Raw genomic sequence first — 22,134 nt, 5'->3', positions numbered from 1 at the left:
ATAACCAAAAGATATACATTATGTAATATGAAAAATTTAATTTTCACTATATTATCACTAATCCCCATTTTGGTTCTAGGACAAAGTCAAGATCAAAACTGGGTAAAAAGTACCACATACAAAAAACCCAGCACATCAACAATAATAGATGTAAACAATCCCGCTCATGTCACCGTTCAAGTGAGCTATTTCGATGGACTAGGAAGACCCATTCAACAAATTGCACACCAACAATCCAACACAGGGAAAGACATTGTTACCCATATAGCCTATGATGAATTTGGAAGGCAAACCAGAGATTTTTTACCTTTCATATCCTCTACTGCACCATCATTAGATATCAAACAAAATGAAGTGATGAGTTTCTATGGCACTAATAATATAGCTCTAACAGCTAATGCAAATTTTGAAACGACAACTAATCCATTCAGCGAAAGAGAACTAGAAGCGTCACCCTTAGGACGTGTTTTTAAACAAGCTGCTCCTGGAAATACTTGGGTAATGGGAAGCGGTAAAGAAATAAAATTCGATTACCAAAACAATGAAACTAATGATAAAGTAAAATTTTTTCAAGCTACAGCTACATGGAATCTATCATTTAAGATATTTGATATTTTAATTCAAGATAATGGCTATTTTAATGCTAATGAATTATACAAAAGCATTATAAAAGACGAAAATTGGACATCGGGAAAAAACAACACCACCGAAGAATACAAAAACAAAGAAGGACAAGTTGTCCTAAAACGTTCTTTTAATATCAATAACAAAGGTCTAACAGAACCTCACGACACCTATTATATCTACGACCAATTTGGTAATCTTACCTATGTTATTCCACCATTAGCAAACGGAGACGTTTCACAAACAACCTTAGATAATCTAGGCTACCAATACAAATATGATTCTCGCAACCGTTTAGTAGAAAAAAAACTACCCGGCAAGCAATGGGAATTTATTGTCTATGACAAACTAGACCGACCCGTTGCCACAGGACCTGCTTTCACACCCTATGGAGGTGCAACCATTGGCTGGATGATCACCCAATATGACACCTTTGGACGCGTAACGCAAACCGGTTGGAAACAAATGCGTGTTTCTTCAAACCATAGAACAGGCAATCAAAACAGCATTAATGTAGGAAGTAATCCTTTTGTTTTAAGTGCCAACGATATTTTAACCAAAAACTACTATGATAATTATGATTTCTTATCCGTAGCACTACCCACACAAGTAGAAGGACAATATACAGTAACAACAGCAAGCAAGTTAAAAGGACTACTAACAGGCTCATGGACAAAAGTATTAGACAGCAACGCGCCAAACGCATCAGAAACATCCTATACGCTATATGATGATCGTTACAGACCCATTCGCAGTCATACCGACACCTATTTAGGTGGTTTTACCGAAGTAGATAGCAAACTCGATTGGGCTGGAAAAACAGCATATACCATTACTAAGCATAAATATGACACCAACGGTTCAACAACAACAATTACCGATCGTTTCTCCTACTCTGCTCAAGACCGTTTAACCCTGCATAAACAGCAAATTAACAGCCTACCAGAACAATTAATCACCAAAAACACCTATGATGAGCTAGGACAGCTCATTAGCAAAAAAGTGGGTGGTGAAGATCTATCTCCAACTACTAATGGATTGCAAAAAGTAGATTACACCTATAACATTAGAGGATGGCTAAAAGCTATTAATGATGTGAACAATATAGGTACCGATTTATTTGCTTTTAAAATTAGCTATGAAAATCCAACTGATGCTACAAAAGCATTGTTCAACGGAAACATAGCCGAAACTTACTGGAAAACAAGTACAGATAATACCCTGAGAAAATATGAATATACCTATGATGGGTTAAATCGATTGCTAAATGCCAACTATTCCAAAGTAGGGCAAACAACTGCACCAAACGATTATAAAGAAGCTTTAACGTATGATAAAAATGGAAATATTCAAACATTAAACCGATTTGGTACTGTAAACGACCCTGGATATAGTCCAAATATTGATAACTTAGTCTATACCTATGATGCTACTATTAAAAACCAATTAGTAAAAGTAGATGACAGTTCCAATTCGTCACAGGGCTTCAAAGACGGAATCAATACCGATAACGACTTTTTCTATGATGCCAATGGAAATATGACCCAAGACAAAAATAAGGAAATAACGAATATTGTTTATAATCATTTAAATCTACCCACTGAGATTGTTTTCAATAACGATGTAAATAAAAAAATTACATATATTTACAATGCAACAGGAACAAAACTAGAAAAAAGAGTGACATCAACACCAGAAGCCACATGGACCAATCCTTTTCCTACACCCGTAACCAATAAGACAACTTATTTGGCAGGCTTCCAGTATAAAGACAACAAATTAGAGTTTTTTCCACATGCAGAAGGTTATGTAAAGTATGACAAAAACCAGTATAGCTACGTATTTAATTATACTGACCACTTAGGAAATATTAGGGTAAGTTATTCTGATATTGATAAAAATGGAATTTTAGGCAATGAATACATACAGGAATGTCCTAAACAAATAGGACCAACACCTCCTCCATGTCAAGACTTATATGTTTCTGCAATTTTAGAAGAAAATCATTACTACCCATTTGGACTGAAACATGAAGGGTACAATTCTAACGTAAATAGTACAAATTCTTTACTAAAATACAAATTCAATGGGCAAGAATGGCAAAACGAACTTGGATTGAATGTTACCGCTATGGATTATCGTCAATATGATAATGCTTTAGGTAGATTTAACTCTATAGATGTAATGGCTGAATTCTTTCCTGATGCCTCCCCTTATGCATTTGGTTTTAATAATCCTCTATACTTTATTGATCCAACAGGATTATGCCCTGAATGTGAAGAAAACGTAAAAGATCCTACAGAAGGATCAAGATATACTTCAACTGGCGGAGGTGTGTATCTTTATGAAAATGGGCAATGGACTAGAGAAGATGGACAATTAGATGAAGTTGTTGTTACAGGTAATAGTCCAAAAACTTCGGAAGAATCGACCGAAGAGAGTACAGAATCAGTAGGACAGCCTGGAACGATGGAAAGTATGATACCTATTTGGGGTTCTGGTAGGTCGGCAGTTGACCACTTTCAAAAAGGGAACTATTGGCAAGGAGCACTTTACACGGGTTTAGCAATTTCTGATGTTTTTTTAGTTAAAGCATTAATAACAGGAGTTGCAAAAGGAGGCTTAATAGCTATGACTAAAAATTATTCTTCATGGGGAGGGACTGGATGGAGAAGGTTTTATGGCACAAAAGGATTTGCACAACCAGGTCAACATTTACATCATTGGCTACTTAGAAGGAATGGGCAAAAAACAGGAACTGGTTTAGCTTGGAAGTTTAAAAATCAAATGTGGAATTTAATGCCGATGAAAAGTCCTGCTTTTCATACATCTGTACATGGTAATGGTGCAAATGCATTCAACACATTACAACAGGCTTATTACGGTAGTCCTATTTGGTTTAAAACAGCAATAACTTCAACTATAGGACATTCTTTGATGTTAAGAAATATAGAAACAGAGAATACTACTGATAATGAAGGAACAAATGATGAAGAATAATTTAAAATATCCTATAATAGCTTTTTCTTCTTCGGGATTGCATATAGCTAGAACAGAAGATGATATTTTAATATGTTCTAGTTTAGCATTAAAGAAGGGTTTTTATAAAAACATGAATATTGTTGATTCAGAAGGCTTTTTGCACAAAATAGAAGATGCTAAAAAACTTAAAGGATATGGTATATTTGGTGGGTATAATATATTTTTTAATCAAAAAATAATAGTAGAATTAATAATTAAAGATAAGCCAATCGAATGTTCCATTGAAGAAGTAAAGAAAAAAATAAAAAAAGAGTTAAAAAAAGGAATATGGGATTCTGCGGATAACACTCAAGATATTATTGCGAAGATTGAGAGTTTAAATAAAATTGATGCAATAATACATTATATGACTAAGATTTTTTACTCATAAAAACCTTGGCTACGCACGAATCCTTTCGTGTGGTAAATAAAAAAACAAAAAGCACTCTTGTAAAAAAGGGTGCTTTTGTTGTTTTATAGAGTTAAAGAAAACTACTTTAAAATAGATTGTATTTTATTTTTAGCAATAAAAGCATCTATAGTAGCAAAGATGTGGTTTTTAGTTTCTTGGTCAGGTAACGTCTTAAAAAGTGTGTAAAACATTACCTTAGTTTTTCTATATTTACAATGCAACAGGAACAAAACTAGAAAAAAGAGTGACATCAACACCAGAACCTACATGGACAAATCCTATCCCTACACCCGTAACCAATAAGACTACTTATTTGGCAGGATTCCAGTATATAGGATCTCGTCTAGAGTTTTTCCCACACGCAGAAGGTTATGTGAAATATCAATATAACGAAAACAAATACAGTTATGTATTTAATTATACTGATCACTTAGGGAATGTTAGAGTAAGTTATTCCGATATTGATGAAAATGGAATATTAGGAGATGAATACATACAAGAATGCACCACCAGTTATAATAATAAAGGTGTCCCAATTCAGAATTGCGTAGATTATTTTATTAGTTCAATATTAGAAGAAAGCCATTATTATCCTTTTGGACTCAAACATTCTGGGTATAATTCTAATAATGCACAACCTAATTATAACTATAAATACAACGGTAAAGAATTGCAAACAGAGCTAGGATTGAATATGTATGATTTAGGAGCTAGACTTTATGACCCGGCATTGGCACGGTTTATGATTATGGATCCAATGGCTGATTTTGTAAACTACCAGTCTCCCTATGTTTTTGCAGATGACAACCCTGTTGTGTATATAGATTTTTATGGACTAGGCAAGTGTGGTTGGTTATGTAGAACGTTTAACAAGATAGTATTTGGAAAAGACAATTTATTACCTGGTGGAAGAAGAGATAAAAGTTGGTCAAGAGCTACTGGCTGGCGAATATCTAGACAAAAAGCAGCAGAAAAAAAAGAAAAATCAAGTAATGAAACTCCTTGTAATATATGTCCTAATTCTGGATTTAGTGGTAGAATTGCATTAAAATCACCTGAAATCAATTTTCTTTCTGATGTTGGAGAAATAACATTTTCAACCGTGCTTCCATTTCCCTCTTCTGTTATTATAGATGATAAAAAACTTGAAGAAGGAGATAGAACTACTATTGACAGGAAAATCTCATTTGAATCTAATTCAGATAGAATGAAAAAAGATGATAAGTTAGGAAATGATAAAATATTATTAGATTTGATAAAAACTTTAACAGATTTTCCACAATTAAAAGTATTGATTTTAGGTAATGCTTGGGGAGCCACTGGTACTGAGACTACCAAAACCAAATCTTATTTAAATGGAAAAAAAGCCACATTCGAAGATATAATGTTAGCAAGAGCAAAAGCTATAGAAAGATTTTTTATAGAAAGAGGCATAGATTGGAAAAGGTTGAATGTTGGTGTAGGAACTGTCTCTAAAAATAATTCTTCAGCTACCTTTGTAATTAAAAATGAAAAATAAAATGTCAAAAACAATTATTCTTTTTTTAATGGTGTTCCCATTAGCTTCTATAAATTGTTACTTATTTAGAACTCAAAATAATTTTCAAAAAGATAAAAACAAAATTGAATGGTGTTCAGAATACAAATTAATTTGGGAAGATTTTAAAGGTTTACGAAATGACTCAATAAATCAATTTATTATAGCTAGAACAAGTGGAGAAATTAAAGCCGAAAATGGCAGAACAATTAATGGTGTTCCAAAATTTGATATTAAATGTTATTTTATAAAAAATAAATCGTGGACTGTTGTAAATGATAAAGAGACATTAGCACATGAACAATTACACTTTGACATATTTGAAATATATGCTCGGAAAATTAGAAAAGCTTATGATAGTCTTAGTAATAAAAATGTTAAAGAAATAGAAGTGTATCAAAAAAAGTATAACACCTTTATAGAAGAATGTAATAAGTATAATGATATTTATGATAATCAAGTATATTTTAACGAAGAAAAACAAAAGGAATGGTCTTTAAAAATAGCAAAAGAGTTAGAAGAATTAAAAGCGTATGAAATGGAGTGCCCAGATAGCGCGGATATATCACGGCAACGTTAGCGCAGCTCCAGCTCTTCGAGAAGTTCCTATAAAAACGAATAGCTCTACGATGGTCTCCTGACCTCGTAGCAAATAATAAAAAAAGCAAAAACCACTCTATAAAAAGGAGTGGTTTTGTTGTTTTTACAATAAAGTAAAAAGCATATTACAAGACTTTCTTGTAATACAAAAGATACTGTCCTAAAAAAGGATGTAATGAAATAATTAGTAAAATTAAATTTTCGAACGAATTTTTTCTATAAAATAACACTTGTGATTTTTTTTATTATTAAAAATAAATTATCACAGTTTTGTGGCAAAATTGATTTTAAAATTAAAAATGCCACACTTTTTGTGACAAACAGAAAACAATAAACACGTTTGTCACAAAAAAAAATCAAATGCTCTTTAGTACATCTATGGCAAAAAGCAAAAGGTAGTATCTGTTTTAATTTAGATTTTCTGGTTTCTTACTTCATGCGACATATTAGATTAGGTATGTAATAATACACAGCAAACAATCGACTTCTCGATAAGATTCTGTAAATTTGTTTTCTTAAATATTAGATATAAAAATGACAACACATAGCGTAACTACAACTTGGAAAAGAAAAATGCAATTCGAATCTACTAATCCTAGTGGCGAAACATTATTAATCAATGCAGGGGCAGAAAATGGTGGTGAAGGTGCTGGATTGCGTCCAAAAGCAATGATGTTAGCTTCTTTAGCAGGTTGTTCTGGTCTAGACATTGCTTCGTTAATTGAAAAAATGAAACTAGAGGTTGATGATTTTAAGATTGAAACCAATGCGAACTTAACCGAAGAACATCCAAAAATATATGATGCTGTTACTGTTGAATATCATTTTTATGGTAATAATCTTAATGAACCAAAATTACAAAGAGCAGTCGATTTGTCTGTGGATAAATATTGTGGTGTAATGGAAATGTTTAGGAAATTTGCAACCATTGAAACAAAAACTTTTTTTCATAATAAATAATGACAATTTTAGAACTCCTCAACAAAGCAAAGCAATCTGAAAATATTGTTTTTGCTGAAGTAATAGAAACAATAGATGCTCACTTTTCTTTTTCACCTACTTCTTTTAAAAATGGTGAGATTACAAACGAAGAAAACAGCAATAATGGTTCTTGTAAAGTGTTTTCATTTGCGAAAAAATATTCTTTAAGCGAATTGGAAACTCTTTCCCTTTTTGGAGAGCATTATCAAAAAGTGCTTGAAACACCAAATGAAAATGATCATCAAAATATTAGAAACTTTCTCAAATTTGGCTGGAATGGTATAGTATTTGAAAAAGAAGCTCTTGTATAATGGTCCACTATATCCATTCGAAAAAAGATGGCAATTTTCTAAATTGCTATCTTTTTTATTTCACTTCTAGGTCTATAAAAGAGAAACTAGTTCCGCTAAACAAACCTTTATCTGAAAGTTTCAAATCGGGAATAACCAAAAGAGCCATGAAAGATAGCGTCATAAAGGGAGCTTTTAACAGACTTCCAAATTCTTTTGCCATAGCGTCAATTTCCTGATACAGCCTGCCTGTTTCCCAAGCATCTTTATCACTCATGATTCCTGCTACGGGCAATGGTAATACCTTTTGCACATCGCCATTAACCGCACAAACCCCTCCTTTATTGGCAATCAATACATTAACGGCATTGCAAATTTCTTCATCACTTGTGCCAACTACCACTATATTATGACAATCATGTGCTACAGAACTAGCAATAGCTCCCTTTTTTAATCCAAAATTCTTTATAAATGCAACAGCGGGTTTTGCATCTTGATATCGATTGACAACAGCCATTTTTAAAATGTCATTTTCAATATCAGAAACTAATTTTCCGTTTTGAATGAATGATTTATGATGAATTTCGTTTGTGATTAATTGCCCTTCTAAAGCTTCAATCACTCTTATTGTTTTGGCTAGACTATTTACTTCAAAATCTGCTATTTGTTTGGGTTTAATATTAAAATTATTAGGGCAATCGAATTTGATTTTTTTAATATTTGAAACCCCGTTTTCTGCTACAAGCTCACCCTCAATAAAAGTTTGAAGAACTTCGAAATTAATTAAATCCTTTACTACTATAAAATCGGCTGCATCATTTTCGCGCAACTGCCCAATATTCATATTGTAATGTCTCACAGGATTAATACAAGCCACTTGCAATACCTTAAAGACATCCATTCCTTTTGCAATTGCTCTTGCACAAATCGTGTTGATGTGACCAACGATTAAATCATCTGGGTGCTTGTCATCGGAACAGAACATCATGTTTTCATAATTGTTAGGCAACAAATCAATGAGTGCATCAAAATTTTTAGCGGCACTTCCTTCACGAAGGATGACTTTCATGCCCAACGATAATTTTTCGGCAGCTTCCTCATAGGTAAAACATTCATGATCGGTGCTAATTCCAGACTTTATATATTTTTCTAAAGACTCTCCTCTCAATCCAGGAGCATGACCATCTATAGGTTTTTCAAAATGTTTTGCCCAAGCTATTTTTTTCAACACTTCGGCATCATCAAACAAAACACCAGGATAATTCATCATTTCTGCTAAGTAATGAATATCCGAAGACGTTAACAATTCTTTTATATCCTCTGAATCGATGACAGCTCCTGCGGTTTCAAAAGTAGTAGCAGGTACACACGATGGAGCTCCAAAATGAAACTTTAAAGGTACTTTTTTACTGTTTTCTATCATGTAATAAACGCCTTCTTTTCCTAAAACATTTGCAATTTCATGTGGGTCGGAAATTGTACCTACTGTTCCGTGCAGCACCGCAATTCTAGCAAATTCGGAAGGAACCAACATGGAACTTTCAATGTGAATATGAGCATCTACAAAACCAGGCATAATAAAATGTTGTACAGTATGCTCTTTCTCTATTATTTCTTTTATCTTTCCATTAATCACGATAACTTCACCAGAGTAGATTCTTTTATTGATAATGTCAACTATTTGACCTTGAATTTGCATGATTTGATTTTATTTATTCAAAAATACTTTTTTTATTTTTTTTCAGATAGGTTATTGAGTAAAAAAAGTCGCTTCACATAAAACAGATTTTATAACCTATGCTTAAAATTTCATATTAAGTCAAACACTAATCCTTTTGAAAATCTGATAATAGAATCAAAAAAGCGTCAACAAATATTACGAGCCTATAGCCTACACTTATAGTTAGTTTTAAAAATTTTTATAATTTTTGCTTTTAATTTGTATGTGTGTTTTTTACGTAAGAGAAGATTTCACCAAATAAAAATAGGTGTTTGTTATAGTACTTAAAAAATAAGAAAAACTCATTTAATTTTGCTAATCAAATGAGTTTTTTGTTGTAATTTCCTGAGGGAATAGCTATTGGTCAAAAGTTTTGTTAATCTATTTAATACTGTAAGACCAAACTGAACTATTACTTGTTATAGTTTCGGTTAATGATGGAAATGCGACTGCATTTAATACTGAATTAAAACCAGTCCCATTCATAAATCGGCTTTGCCCATTTTGGGTTAAAGCAACAAATAAAACTGTATTTTCTAATCCAGAATTATTTAATGTTGGTGCACAGCTCCAGTTTGTTCCACTTAAGCTAGAATCTGTCACAAGGTATATATAACCATTTAACGCATCGTTATTTATAAAATAAACCACAGAATCAATCTCAAGTTGAAATTTGAATCCCAATGTGTTATTCTCATTGAAATTAACTGTCCAGACTATTGCTTCGTCTTGATCTTCACTCAAATGTAGTTGGGTCTCATTTGTTAATGCTAAATAATAATCATCTGACGTTTTTAGCGTAATTTTATCGTTGTTCTTAAACATTTTTTAATAATTTAAATAAATTTTTCCTACTCTATTTAAAAATAGGCTTTTCGGAATCTGCCTTGTAAATCAAAACTTGATTGTAGCTACTTAATCGATATTTAGATTTTTATTACAATTCAAAGTTGAGGAATTACTAAGGTAAAATCTTAAAAAAGGTTATTAGTTTTTGATATTTTGGTATAAGAGGAGTAAATCTTGGTATAAAAGAAAAGGTCAAAATAAGAATAGGAAGAAAGGGTAACCTTCTTCTTCATTAATTTTCGGAATGTTTTTTTTTCAGAAACTAATCTGTTTTTTTATCAGTAATTAAATATTTAAAATAAAAAAGATAATTGAAAACTAACAGAATTGGGTTAAATGATTAGAAAAAGACAGATGTTTTGTGAATTATTACAATTACTTTTTATAAAGTAAAATACTAATCTTGAGGGTTAAAGGTCGTGAGTTGATTTTGGTAAGATAAGATTATTGGCTGATCAATTGTTCTTGTAAATAATAGATTAACATTAATTAATCCTATGAATTCAAGTAGACAACTAAAATTTTGTAAGACTAAAAAATGCAATTTAATACCTATTTTGCATTGGTAAAATAAGTTCACCTCAATTTTAATACTAAATTTGTCTTTCAAACTTACAAGCCGAAAAAAAGTCGAATTCTAAATTTTTAAAATTATGCGTTGGAATTTAAAAGAAAAGCCAAAAAAAGAAACGATACAAGCCCTACAAAACTCCCTTCAAGTAGATGAAATTGTTGCTACTTTATTACTACAAAGAGGAGTTACTAACTATGAAGAAGCAAAATCTTTTTTCCGCCCTACTCTGAACGACTTGCATGATCCTTTCTTAATGAAAGATATGGATAAAGCGGTACAGAGAATTGAAAAAGCAATCGAAAACAAGGAGACCATTATGGTTTTTGGTGATTATGATGTTGATGGAACCACTGCTGTTGCGTTAGTTTCTAGCTATTTAAAAACGATTTACCCTAAAATAGCTACGTATATTCCCGATCGCTATGCAGAAGGGTATGGAATTTCTTATAAAGGGATTGATTTTGCAGAAGATAATGATATTACCTTGATTATTGCTCTAGATTGCGGAATAAAATCGATAGAACATGTCAATTATGCCAAGGAAAAAGGGATTGATTTTATAATTGGTGATCATCATAGACCAGGAGATATACTGCCTAATGCAATTGCCGTTTTAGATCCTAAACGAAAGGATTGCAATTATCCCTATGATGAATTATGTGGTTGTGGTGTTGGTTTTAAATTGATACAAGCTATTGGCTCAAAAAGAAACCAGTCAATTAAAGATTTTGTTCCTTATTTAGACTTAGTTGCTACTGCAATTGCTGCCGATATTGTTCCAATGACAGGAGAAAACAGAGTTTTGGCTAAATTTGGTATGGAGGTAATCAATACAAATCCGAGGGCAGGAATTAAAGCATTGATTCAAAACATAAAGAAACAAACCTTGACCATAACCGATGTGGTTTTTGTTATAGCTCCTAGAATAAATGCTGCAGGAAGAATAAAACATGGTGACTATGCTGTTCGTTTATTAACCGAGTTTAATTTAGAACAGGCTACTGAGTTTGCCTCAGAGATAGAAAAATTCAATGCAGATCGTAAAGATTTAGATAAACAAATTACAAAAGAAGCATTGCAACAAATAGAACAGAACAATGAACAAAATTCATTTTCAACTGTCGTTTATAATGAAAATTGGCACAAAGGCGTGATTGGTATTGTTGCTTCTAGATTGGTTGAAAACTATTATCGACCTACTATAGTATTTACAAAAAGCGGAGATAAACTTGCTGCATCTGCACGTTCTGTACAAAATTTTGATGTTTATAATGCTTTAGAATCTTGTGCAGATCATTTGGAGCAATTCGGCGGACACATGTATGCTGCTGGAATGACACTAAAAGAAGAAAATTATAGCGCGTTCAAAAATGCGTTTGAGGCTGTTGTGAAAGCAACCATTCCACCAGAGTTGTCAATTCCTGAAATTGGTATTGATCTAGAGATTAATTTTTCAGATATTACACCAAAGCTCATTCGAATACTAAAACAGTTTGAACCTTTTGGGCCACAAAACATGCATCCCGTTTTCATGTCTTCTAATTGCTATGATACAGGCTATGGAAAAACATTAGGTAATGAGGGAGAACATCTGAAACTTTTTATAAAGCAAGACATTAATGAAGGTCTGGGAGCAATTGGTTTTGGGTTAGGGAAAAGTGTATCTTTGACAAAAAATCAAAAACGTTTCCAAATTGCGTATTCTCTTGAAGAAAACGAATGGAACAACAATATATCTATACAACTTAATTTAAGAGCAATACAAGAGAATAATGGTTAAAAAAGATCCATATGCGGCCTTGAGATTTAAAGAATTCCGATTTTTCTTAGGAATGCGTTTTGCAATGGTGTTTGCTTGGGCAATGCAATTTGTAATTATTGAATGGGAAGTTTACAGTTTAACAAAAGACCCATTTTCTTTAGGTTTCATCGGGCTAATGGAAATCATTCCTGCTGTAGGCATGGCTTTGTTTGCAGGGCATATTGTAGATCAAAATGAAAAAAAAGGACTTTTGGTAAAATGCCTCGTTGGTTTTTCATTTATTAGTTTAGGCCTTTTTTTAATAACGATTCCAAGTATTAAAGAAAAACTAACAGCTTCAAATATTCTATGGGTTATTTATATTCTAGTTTTTCTTGGGGGGTTAGTTCGTTCCTTTATTGGTCCAACAGTTTTTTCTTTATTATCTCAAATTGTTCCCAAGAAAAATTATCCAAATGCAGCTACATGGAGCAGTTCTACGTGGCAAATGGGTGCTATGTTTGGTCCTGCATTAGCTGGAGTTTCAATAGGTATGATTGGGGTGCATTGGTCACTTTGTCTGGTTTTTGCATTTACTCTTTTTGCCTTATTCGGATTAAGTCAAATTTCGAAAAAACCAATCTTAAACCCAAAAATTGGAGAGCCCGTTTTGCAAAGTTTAAAAGAAGGACTTCGCTTTGTTTTTAAAAATAAAACCATTCTTGGTGCCCTTTCTTTAGATATGTTTGCTGTTCTTTTTGGAGGTGCAGTAGCACTATTGCCAATTTTTGCACAAGATATTTTAAAAGTTGGTTCGGAAGGTTTTGGAATATTAAGGGCAGCTCCTGCAATAGGCTCTATCCTAACCATGATTATTGCCGCCTATTTTTCATTAAATAAACATGCTGGAATAAAATTACTTACCGCTATTTTTATTTTTGGATTAAGTATCATTATATTTGGGTTGTCTGAAATATTTTGGATTTCTGTACTGGCATTATTTTTAAGCGGAGTTGCAGATGGGGTTTCGGTCGTGATTCGAAATACTATTTTGCAATTGCACACCCCTGACAATATGAGAGGCAGAGTTTCTTCGGTTAACTCAATATTTGTAGGCTCCTCTAATGAATTGGGAGCATTTGAAAGTGGTCTTACAGCAAAATTAATGGGTGTTGTTAATGCTGTGATTTTTGGGGGTTGCATGACAATTGGTACTGTGATTACAACTGCATTAATATCGCCATCTTTCAGAAAACTTGATTTAGAAAAGGACATTCAAGATCTAGAAAAAGGGGAATAATGATTATTATGCATTAAGCGATTATTAATGTAAACTTTTGGATGAGGATTGAACCTCCTGATTAACAAATAAACTTTAACACATATGAAACAAATTATCATAACACTACTACTTGTTATTTTAGCCATTGTAGGCTATAGTCAATACAAAACATATAAGCGTTTTCATTCACCTGGAATAGATTATGTTATAAATGATCGAACAGATTTAGATTATTATGACCAAAATTTTTTAAAAAACTATTTTATAGCTATTGAGGATTTAAATGCTTTTGTCAGAATACAATGGAATGTTTATGATCTAGATGTTCGTAACCCCAAAGAAGATGACAATGATTCGAAAACAGCTTTTGCGAATTATTCTAAAAAGCTAGGTACAGTGAAATTTTATGAAAGTCGTTTAATTCAATCGTCAACATTAAAACAAAAAGGGTTAAAGGATAATGATATTAGGTTGTTTGAAGAATATGGATACAGTACCGATAACTATTTGGAATATATAAAAGAGCAGAAATTAAGAGAAATGTATCACCAAAATCCTGAAAAGTTTAGTTTAAAAATAGGGGATACAAACTCATTTGTATTCGAAATTCAAAAACGTTTAATTCAAAAAGGGTTTACTATTCCTAGTGACGGTATTTTTAAAGAAATAACAGAAAACGCTTTGAAAAAATTTCAAGAAAAGCACGAATTATTTCCAAATGGAAAAATAGATTTGATAACTCTTGATTATCTATTGCACTAAAGTTTCAAATTTTTTTAACTCGAAAGATGCTCCATCAAAAACCCCATAAGTAAAATATCCTATCCAATCACCTAAATTTGCATATTTGGAGTTTTCGCCTACATCTATAATCATAGGTAAATGTCTGTGACCAAAAATAAAATAATCATAATGTTTAGTTTCTAATTTGCGTTTGGCATATTGTACTAACCATTCTTTATCTTCTCCTAAAAAAGTAACATCTTCTTCTCCAGATATTAATTTGTTTTTAACAGATAGATACTGTGCTAACCTCACTCCGACATCTGGGTGCAACCATCGAAAAAGCCATTTAGAAAACGGATTAGTGAAAACTTTTTTCATTCTCTTGTAGCCTTTGTCGCCAGGACCTTTCCCGTCTCCATGACCAATTAAAAAAAGTTTATTATTAAAACTAAATTCCATATTATCATGATATACAGGAATATTTAATTCTTTCTCAAAATAATCATCCATCCATAAATCATGATTCCCTACAAAGAAATAGATTGGAATTCCTGCATCTCTAATTTCAGCAAGTTTTCCCAGAACACGAATGAAACCTTTTGGGACAACAGTCTTGTATTCAAACCAAAAATCAAACAAATCACCTAATAAAAAAATAGCATCAGCATCTTTTTTTACTTCATCCAACCATCTTACGAATGTTTTTTCTCTATTGGAACTTTCTTCAAAATTGGGTGCGCCAAAATGCTGATCAGAAGCAAAGTATATTCTGTTTTTTTTATCCAATGTTATGTTTTTTTTAATTTGCACAAAATTAAGAAAAATAAATAAGCTTAATTTAGCGTTTTATCGAAGTTTTGATACATTTTACCGATAGATATTTAATAGCATCATTTTATTGTTAACTTTGGATTATTAATCAAATTTTAACTAAAAAATTATAGAATGAAAAAATTATTACTTTTTTTCATGTCGATGTTCACCTTACTAACCTTTGGCCAATTAACAGAAGGCTTTGAAGGGACTTCGTCACCTGTTCCTAACCCTCCAGGAGACGACTGGGTTTTGACGTCGGGAACATGGAAAATACTTGATAATGGCATTGGAACTGCACAAAAGTGGCAAGTTGCCCCTGCTGGACAACAATATCAAGGAACTAGAGCGGCTTATTTAAGCAGAGAAAACGTAGCTGACGGAACATTAGCCCAAGATTGGCTCATTACTCCTCAAGTATTAATTCCTGCAAATGGTCAACTTCGTTTTTATACAAAATTAACACAGGCTGGAATTCAAGGAAGTACTTTTTCCATTAGAATTTCATCAACCTCTCAAACTAATTTATCTTCGTTCACAACTACAGTTGCAACATGGGATGAATCACAGTTAATGAACGGTACATTACTAGCAGAACAAACTACTTATATTCAAAAAATAGTAGATTTGAATGCTTATGTTGGTCAAAATCTTTACGTCGCTTTTGTAATGGAAAACGATAATGGAGACAGATGGTTTGTTGATAATGTGAACATTGATTCTAAATGTTTAGATAATACAAACTTAGGTGCAACACCATTAGCAACTTCTGCAACACTAAACTGGACTAGTCCTGGAACGGCAACTCAATGGGAGATTGAATATGGAGCTAACGGTTTTACTCAAGGTACTGGAACGCTAGTTACTGCGACAGGCACACCAACTTATAATTTAACAGGTCTTTCTGGTTTAACTACTTATTGCTATTATGTTAGAGCAGTTTGTGGATCTGACAATGTAAGTGCATGGACAGGCCCACATTGTTTTACGACATCTGCACTACCTCCTGGTTGTGGAGGTAATTTCATTGATCAAGGGGGTATAGCTGGAGATTATGGCAATAATGAAGATTATATTGTTACAATTATTCCCAATGCAGGTGAATATGTAACCGTTACATTCACTTCATTCAATACTGAGTCTAACTATGATGCCTTATATGTTTACGACAGCGACACAACAGATCCAAATGCATTAATATTAAGTGCAAATGGACCAGGAAATGTGCCTGGCGGTCAAGCAGGTGGTTATTGGGGTACCACTATACCTGGTCCTTTTGAAGCGTTGAATCCGACAGGTGCTTTAACTTTCCGTTTTAGAAGTGACGGTTCTGTTGTAAGGTCAGGTTGGACAGCAAATGTTACCTGTACACCCTTCCCTACATGTCCTAAGCCAACAAACGTTGCGTTTACTTCTATTTCTCCAACAAGTGGTAATGTTACTTGGCAACATGCTGGAACACCAACACAATGGGATATTTATGTGGTTCCTACAGGATCTGCACCTCCAGGAGCAGGAGCAGTCACTACACCTTATCAAAATGTGACGGTTAATGGTCCTTTATATTCTTATCCAGTATCATTGCTATTTGATTCTACTCCTTTAGATTCATATACAACTTATGATGTATATGTTCGAGCAAGATGTACCACTACAGACATTGGAGATTGGTCTAATATTTCAACATTCACCACTGATCCTGACTATTGTGCAGGAGATCATTTTTATGATCAAGGTGGACCAACAGGCAACTATTTGCCGAACCAAAACACAACAACAACTATTTGTCCAGACACACCTGGAAACGTTGTAATTGCTTTTTTTAATACTTTTAATTTAGATACTAGCGACAGTTTGACAGTATATAATGGAAGTACTGCAACAGGAACACCTATTGGGACTTATACTGGAACAACACTTCCTCCAATTTTAGTTTCAACAGCCCCTGATGGATGTTTAACCTTTGTTTTCACTTCAAATGGTTTCACTAACTTAGCAGGATGGGACGCTTCTATACAATGTACTGTGCCTCCAACATGTCCTTACCCAACGAATCTTACAGTAACAAACATTGGAGACACAACAGCAACTTTAGGATGGACAGAAGCTGGAACCGCAACTACTTGGCAAGTTATTGTACAGCCAGTTGGAAGTGGTTACCCGACTCCTCCTTATGCTAACGCAGTAACAGGTTATCCTCAAACTGTAACAGGCACAAATTCATTTCTTGCCACAGGATTAAATCCAAATACGAATTACGAATTTTATGTAATTGCAGATTGTGGTGGAGATTCAAGTTTTTGGTCTGGACCAAAACCATTCAACACTTTGTTTCCTGGTTGTGGAGGTTCGGAACCTGCTGGAGATGTAATCCCAGAAGCAGCACCTGTATGTAATCTAAACGGATATTGTGGAAATACTTCATTAGCATATAATGACGAAGGAGATTGGCCAGAATTAGACGCAGCGTTTTGTGGATCAATTGAGAACAATTCATTCTTAACTTTCCAAGCAACTTCTACTACCATTTCTATGGATGTATTAGTAGGAAACTGTATCAATGGAAGTGATATTCAATTCATGATATTCAGTGCAGTAACACCGGGTAGTGGTCCAATAAATGTTATAGATTGTTATGGACAAATGAATGTTGGTGTGAATGCTTTGAATTTTACTGGGCTTGTTCCTGGACAAAATTATTACTTAATGATAGATGGTTTTGCAGGAGCTCAGTGTGATTATTCTGTAACTATAACTTCTGGTGGGTCTACCACTACAGATGTAGTTATTACTCAGCCAAATTCGACTATTTGTATTGATGAGACAATAACTTTAGACGCTACTGGAGGAAATTCAATTTACAATTGGACACCAAGTACGGGATTAAATACTACTACAGGTAATACAGTTGTGTTTACTCCAACTGCTCCAGGTACTTATACTATTCAAGTAGAATCAACTGATACAAATGCTTTATGTGCTACTTCAGATTTTGTTGAAATTACAGTTTTAGAAAAAACAATTCCATCATTTGCAGTGCCAGGACCATTTTGTATAGGAGCAACAGCTCCACCACTACCGGACACTTCAAACAATGGTGTTCAAGGAGTTTGGACTCCATCAGCAACTATAGATACTTCCGTATCAGGAATCTATCAATATACTTTTACACCTGATGCTTCATTTCAATGTGCAGAAGTTTTGGTAATAGATGTAGAAATTTTAGCATCTTGTACATTTAACGCTATTGCAACCGCTGTTAATATTGAAAACTGTCAGACAACTACACCAGGCGAGTATTTTAACACAACTGGTTCTGGGGCAGCTAGTATTGGACCTGCGTCTAATATATTTACAAATAATGATTTTGGTAACTATGTTCAAAATTCAGGTAACTTATTATTAAAAGGAGGTCAATTGAAATCTTTTAAAAATATAACCACTTCAAATGTTTGTTCGGCAACGATGCACTATAGAGTATATTTAACTTCTGGAGGGCCTAGTGGTGCATTCATTGATGTTCCATTAACTACTGTTGAGGATTGTGATGGTACTGGAAATTTCCCTTCAGGAGGAACTTGTAATCCAGGAGATCAAAAATGGACAGATATTTCACAGTCAATTGATTTAACAGCTGTTCCAACTATTGGAAATTACACAGTTGAGGTATATTATACATTGGTTGGAGACAATATTAGTACAACCGATTGTAATGACACTGTACTTGTGAATAATGGTGGAAATAATTTCAAATCAACATTCTCAATTCAAAGTACACCAACATTTACTTTTTCAAATGAAGAATGTGGTAGCTCAAACGCATCTATAACCGTTTCAGGTTTAAGCTCTGGAGATACTTACAGTATAACATATAATGATGATACAGTAACAGTTGGGCCGGCAAACTTTACGGCAAGTCCTGCAGGTGAAATTATAATTCCGAATCTTAATGCGGGTGTATATAACAATTTCATTTTTGAAATTAATGGATGTGTAATAACAGATGCTACTGAGATTGTAATAACTAATTTCTCTCCATCTGTATCACAAATAACTTCAAATTCGCCAGTTTGTTTTGGTAATGATATAGAATTTACAGTGCAAGGGACACCAAATTATTCTTTAGATTATACCGTAAATGGTAATTCAGGCACTGCTGTTTTTGATGCAAGTGGTAACCTTACCATTACTGTAGTTAATCCAGCAGTTGGAAACGTGGTGCTTTCTTTACTTAATATATATGATTCAGTTTGTAATATTGCGCTTACAGATACTAATACAGCAATTGTGAACCCACTTCCTGAGGTTAGCAGTTTAATCGCTACAAACAATATTATATGTTTAGGTAGCGATGCTGAATTTACCTTTAACGGAAGTGCAAATGCAGACGTAATCTACACAATTAATGGAGGGGGTAATCAATCAATAACGCTTGATGCGTCTGGAAATTATACACTAACTATTCCAGCTCCAACAAGTAGTGTAACAATTGACTTAATATCGATTACAAATACAACCACTGGATGTAGTGCTGATTTAACAGGAACAACTGCAACAGTAGCAGTAACTTCTGTGCCAGTTCCAACAGCTGATTTTGACACTTGTGCAAACCCAACAGCTATAGTAGAAGTTACATCACCATTAATTTCTCAGTCTAATTATCCTTCAGATTTATTTATTTCTGAAATTACTGATGCTCAATCTGGGTCATTAACTTATGTAGAAATTTATAATGGAACTGGAGCAACAGTAGATTTAAGTAATTATAAACTTAAAGTACATACTAATGGTAATCCTGTAGCAAATTGTAATTTACCATTAAGTGGTATGCTAGCTAATGATGACGTTGTGGTAATTAAATTAAGTAACAGTGCTAATATCTCAACTGTAACGCCAGACTTAACATTTACAACATGTTCTGGAGTAAACAATAATGATAACATTAGATTGGCTACAAGTGCAGATGTTGATATTGATTCTTGGGGAACAACAGATGGTTCAATATTTACTCCTGCTAATGGTGTTGGTTATACTTACAGAAGGATTGCAACTGGAACGGTTTTACCAACATTAACTTGGAATCCAGCTGATTGGACAGCAATAGACCCTGAGGATTATTCTGATGTAGGGAATTATTCTATTTTTGTTTCTAGTTTTGAGTATATTTTAAGTGATGGAACTAATTCAACCACACAAACGTCAACTACATTTACTGGAGTTGGTTCTGGAACTTATACTTTAGTTGCTCATGACACTGCAACAGGCTGTTTTTCTGATCCGTTAACTTTCACAATTGATGCTCCTACTCAGGCAACTTTTAGCAGTATTACTATTTGCCAAGGATCAACTTCTCCCGCATTTCCTTCGCAATCTATTGAAGGATTTACTGGAACTTGGGTAGAAAGTTCAATCGATACTAGTCTTCTTGGTTCAACATTATATACTTTTAACCCAGATTCAGGTTTGTGTGCTAGTACAGGAACTCTAGAGGTAATTGTAGAGGCAAGATCTACTCCAACTTTCAATCCAATTGAAGACTTATGCTCTGGCTCTACAGATACAGCTCTGCCTGCAACATCGTTAGAAAATGTTACAGGAACGTGGTCTCCATCATCTATAAACACTTCTGTTGTAGGAACAGGGACTTATACTTTTACACCAGATGTAAGTTTTTGTGCATCTCCAGTAGATGTTCAAGTAACTGTGATTGCATGTACTATTCAAAAAGGTATTTCGCCAAATGGAGATGGATTAAACGATTATTTTGACTTATCTGGATTTAATGTTAAAACATTGAAAATCTTTAATAGATATGGAAAGCAAGTATATGAGAAATCAAACTATGAAGATGAATGGTTTGGGCAATCCGATAATGGTAATGAATTACCTGACGGAACTTACTACTATTCTATTGATTTTGAAGATATGGAATCTAGAACGGGTTGGATATATATTAACAGACAACAATAAAAAATAAAATTTACTGCCTTCTTAATGAAGGCAGTATTTAAAAATTTAAAATAAAATGAAGAAACTATATTTAGTAGCTTTGGGCATAATGTTATCTTTTGTTGATGCCAACGCACAACAAGACCCTCATTATACACAATACATGTATAATATGAACGTTATAAATCCAGCCTATGCAGGAAGCAAAGAAAATCTTGCAATTGGATTATTATATAGAAAGCAATGGGTTGATATTGAAAATGCTCCAACAACAGGTACCCTTTCAGGTCACTCACCTGTAGGTAAAAATGTAGGATTAGGATTGTCTGCAATTACGGATAAAATTGGTCCGGTAGAAGAAAATAATGTATATGGAGATTTCTCTTATACTCTTAATTTAGGAGGAGAACATAAATTAGCATTTGGTATTAAAGCAGGTTTAACTTTTCATAAAGTAGGATTGTTTAGTGAAATTGGTAATGGATTTGTGCCTAATTCTGGTGATCCTGCTTTTTCTGAAGATGTAAGTAATACCTATTTTAACATTGGGTCTGGTCTTTTTTATTACACAAATAAATTCTACCTAGCTTTTTCGGTGCCAAACATGCTTAAATCTAAACATTTAGATTTAAGAGTTCAAGATAATAGTTATCAGTTCGGCTCAGAAGCAAGTCATTACTTTTTAACTGGAGGTTATGTTTTTGATTTGAATGAAAAAATAAAATTCAAACCTTTCTTTATGTTAAAATCTGCATTTAATGTAGATCCATCTGTAGATGTTTCAACAAATTTCTTATTCAATGAAAAGTTTGAAATTGGTGCTACATATAGACTAGATGATAGTTACGGTGCAATGGTTAATTATGCAATAACTCCAAACATTAGAATTGGATATGCATATGATCATATTGTATCTGACTTAAAAGTAACAACACCTTCTTCACATGAGATAATAATGTTGTTCGATTTAAATTTCCCGAGAAAAGTATCTCGTTCACCTCGATATTTCTAATTT

At 33.3% G+C, this 22,134-nt stretch carries 14 protein-coding genes; 11 read left to right on the top strand and 3 right to left on the bottom strand.

Annotation, left to right across the window (positions count from 1 at the left end; genetic code table 11):
• The first annotated feature begins 27 nt into the window (after window positions 1-27).
• The 6 genes from ACZ49Z_RS05375 to ACZ49Z_RS05350 all read left to right on the top strand — a co-directional run bounded on the left by ACZ49Z_RS05375 (window position 28) and on the right by ACZ49Z_RS05350 (window position 7,486).
• A complete protein-coding gene (locus tag ACZ49Z_RS05375) occupies window positions 28-3,624 on the top strand; it encodes a DUF6443 domain-containing protein (protein WP_464307160.1) in 3,597 nt (1,198 codons plus the stop codon).
• Window positions 3,611-4,036 (top strand): hypothetical protein, encoded by a 426-nt coding sequence (locus ACZ49Z_RS05370; protein WP_464307159.1) that lies wholly within the window; start codon window positions 3,611-3,613, stop codon window positions 4,034-4,036. Before ACZ49Z_RS05375 ends, ACZ49Z_RS05370 begins: the two co-directional genes overlap by 14 nt.
• A gap of 265 nt (window positions 4,037-4,301) precedes the next feature.
• Complete coding sequence (locus tag ACZ49Z_RS05365; protein ID WP_464307158.1) at window positions 4,302-5,576, top strand: RHS repeat-associated core domain-containing protein; 1,275 nt, start codon at window positions 4,302-4,304, stop codon at window positions 5,574-5,576.
• A complete protein-coding gene (locus tag ACZ49Z_RS05360; protein ID WP_464307157.1) occupies window positions 5,566-6,174 on the top strand; it encodes a hypothetical protein in 609 nt (202 codons plus the stop codon). The genes ACZ49Z_RS05365 and ACZ49Z_RS05360 overlap by 11 nt, the downstream gene beginning before the upstream one ends.
• Window positions 6,175-6,728: 554 nt before the next feature.
• On the top strand, window positions 6,729-7,154 hold the full coding sequence (locus ACZ49Z_RS05355; RefSeq protein ID WP_464307156.1) for an OsmC family protein: 426 nt from the start codon (window positions 6,729-6,731) through the stop codon (window positions 7,152-7,154).
• On the top strand, window positions 7,154-7,486 hold the full coding sequence (locus ACZ49Z_RS05350; RefSeq protein ID WP_464307155.1) for a HopJ type III effector protein: 333 nt from the start codon (window positions 7,154-7,156) through the stop codon (window positions 7,484-7,486). The genes ACZ49Z_RS05355 and ACZ49Z_RS05350 overlap by 1 nt, the downstream gene beginning before the upstream one ends.
• Before the next feature lie 55 nt (window positions 7,487-7,541).
• On the opposite strand, the gene ade is transcribed toward ACZ49Z_RS05350, so the two are convergent.
• Window positions 7,542-9,164: an adenine deaminase gene (ade, locus tag ACZ49Z_RS05345; RefSeq protein ID WP_464307154.1), complete on the bottom strand. Its 1,623-nt coding sequence runs from the start codon at window positions 9,162-9,164 to the stop codon at window positions 7,542-7,544.
• A gap of 402 nt (window positions 9,165-9,566) precedes the next feature.
• Window positions 9,567-10,010: a hypothetical protein gene (locus ACZ49Z_RS05340; RefSeq protein ID WP_464307153.1), complete on the bottom strand. Its 444-nt coding sequence runs from the start codon at window positions 10,008-10,010 to the stop codon at window positions 9,567-9,569.
• 677 nt (window positions 10,011-10,687) lie between these two features.
• Here ACZ49Z_RS05340 and recJ point away from each other — a divergent pair.
• The 3 genes from recJ to ACZ49Z_RS05325 all read left to right on the top strand — a co-directional run bounded on the left by recJ (window position 10,688) and on the right by ACZ49Z_RS05325 (window position 14,393).
• Window positions 10,688-12,388 (top strand): single-stranded-DNA-specific exonuclease RecJ, encoded by a 1,701-nt coding sequence (gene recJ, locus ACZ49Z_RS05335; protein ID WP_464307152.1) that lies wholly within the window; start codon window positions 10,688-10,690, stop codon window positions 12,386-12,388.
• Window positions 12,381-13,649, top strand: coding sequence for an MFS transporter (locus tag ACZ49Z_RS05330; RefSeq protein ID WP_464307151.1), 1,269 nt, complete (start codon window positions 12,381-12,383; stop codon window positions 13,647-13,649). The genes recJ and ACZ49Z_RS05330 overlap by 8 nt, the downstream gene beginning before the upstream one ends.
• 84 nt (window positions 13,650-13,733) lie before the next feature.
• Window positions 13,734-14,393, top strand: a complete 660-nt coding sequence (locus ACZ49Z_RS05325; RefSeq protein ID WP_464307150.1) for a peptidoglycan-binding domain-containing protein — start codon at window positions 13,734-13,736, stop codon at window positions 14,391-14,393.
• Here ACZ49Z_RS05325 and ACZ49Z_RS05320 read toward each other — a convergent pair.
• The gene (locus tag ACZ49Z_RS05320; RefSeq protein WP_464307149.1) at window positions 14,382-15,143 is read right to left on the bottom strand and encodes a UDP-2,3-diacylglucosamine diphosphatase; all 762 of its coding nucleotides are present in this window, start codon (window positions 15,141-15,143) and stop codon (window positions 14,382-14,384) included. The genes ACZ49Z_RS05325 and ACZ49Z_RS05320 overlap by 12 nt on opposite strands.
• Before the next feature lie 159 nt (window positions 15,144-15,302).
• Here ACZ49Z_RS05320 and ACZ49Z_RS05315 point away from each other — a divergent pair, with 159 nt between their 5' ends.
• Together ACZ49Z_RS05315 and ACZ49Z_RS05310 are read left to right on the top strand one after the other, a co-directional pair.
• The gene (locus ACZ49Z_RS05315; protein ID WP_464307148.1) at window positions 15,303-21,140 is read left to right on the top strand and encodes a T9SS type B sorting domain-containing protein; all 5,838 of its coding nucleotides are present in this window, start codon (window positions 15,303-15,305) and stop codon (window positions 21,138-21,140) included.
• A gap of 55 nt (window positions 21,141-21,195) precedes the next feature.
• Window positions 21,196-22,131, top strand: coding sequence for a PorP/SprF family type IX secretion system membrane protein (locus ACZ49Z_RS05310; RefSeq protein WP_464307147.1), 936 nt, complete (start codon window positions 21,196-21,198; stop codon window positions 22,129-22,131).
• Window positions 22,132-22,134 lie beyond the last annotated feature (3 nt).

This window comes from Flavobacterium sp. KY-23415 (genome assembly GCF_055384985.1).
Note: the sequence above shows the minus strand (reverse complement) of the source record. Positions and strands in the feature narration are given on the sequence as shown.

Bases quoted from the DNA above. Each gene is read 5' to 3' on its own strand.
- ACZ49Z_RS05375 (WP_464307160.1), top strand. From the start codon at position 28: ATGAAAAATTTAATTTTCACTATATTATCACTAATCCCCATTTTGGTT.
- ACZ49Z_RS05370 (WP_464307159.1), top strand. From the start codon at position 3,611: ATGATGAAGAATAATTTAAAATATCCTATAATAGCTTTTTCTTCTTCG.
- ACZ49Z_RS05360 (WP_464307157.1), top strand. From the start codon at position 5,566: ATGAAAAATAAAATGTCAAAAACAATTATTCTTTTTTTAATGGTGTTC.
- ACZ49Z_RS05355 (WP_464307156.1), top strand. From the start codon at position 6,729: ATGACAACACATAGCGTAACTACAACTTGGAAAAGAAAAATGCAATTC.
- ACZ49Z_RS05350 (WP_464307155.1), top strand. From the start codon at position 7,154: ATGACAATTTTAGAACTCCTCAACAAAGCAAAGCAATCTGAAAATATT.
- ade (WP_464307154.1), bottom strand. From the start codon at position 9,164: ATGCAAATTCAAGGTCAAATAGTTGACATTATCAATAAAAGAATCTAC.
- ACZ49Z_RS05340 (WP_464307153.1), bottom strand. From the start codon at position 10,010: ATGTTTAAGAACAACGATAAAATTACGCTAAAAACGTCAGATGATTAT.
- recJ (WP_464307152.1), top strand. From the start codon at position 10,688: ATGCGTTGGAATTTAAAAGAAAAGCCAAAAAAAGAAACGATACAAGCC.
- ACZ49Z_RS05330 (WP_464307151.1), top strand. From the start codon at position 12,381: ATGGTTAAAAAAGATCCATATGCGGCCTTGAGATTTAAAGAATTCCGA.
- ACZ49Z_RS05325 (WP_464307150.1), top strand. From the start codon at position 13,734: ATGAAACAAATTATCATAACACTACTACTTGTTATTTTAGCCATTGTA.
- ACZ49Z_RS05315 (WP_464307148.1), top strand. From the start codon at position 15,303: ATGAAAAAATTATTACTTTTTTTCATGTCGATGTTCACCTTACTAACC.
- ACZ49Z_RS05310 (WP_464307147.1), top strand. From the start codon at position 21,196: ATGAAGAAACTATATTTAGTAGCTTTGGGCATAATGTTATCTTTTGTT.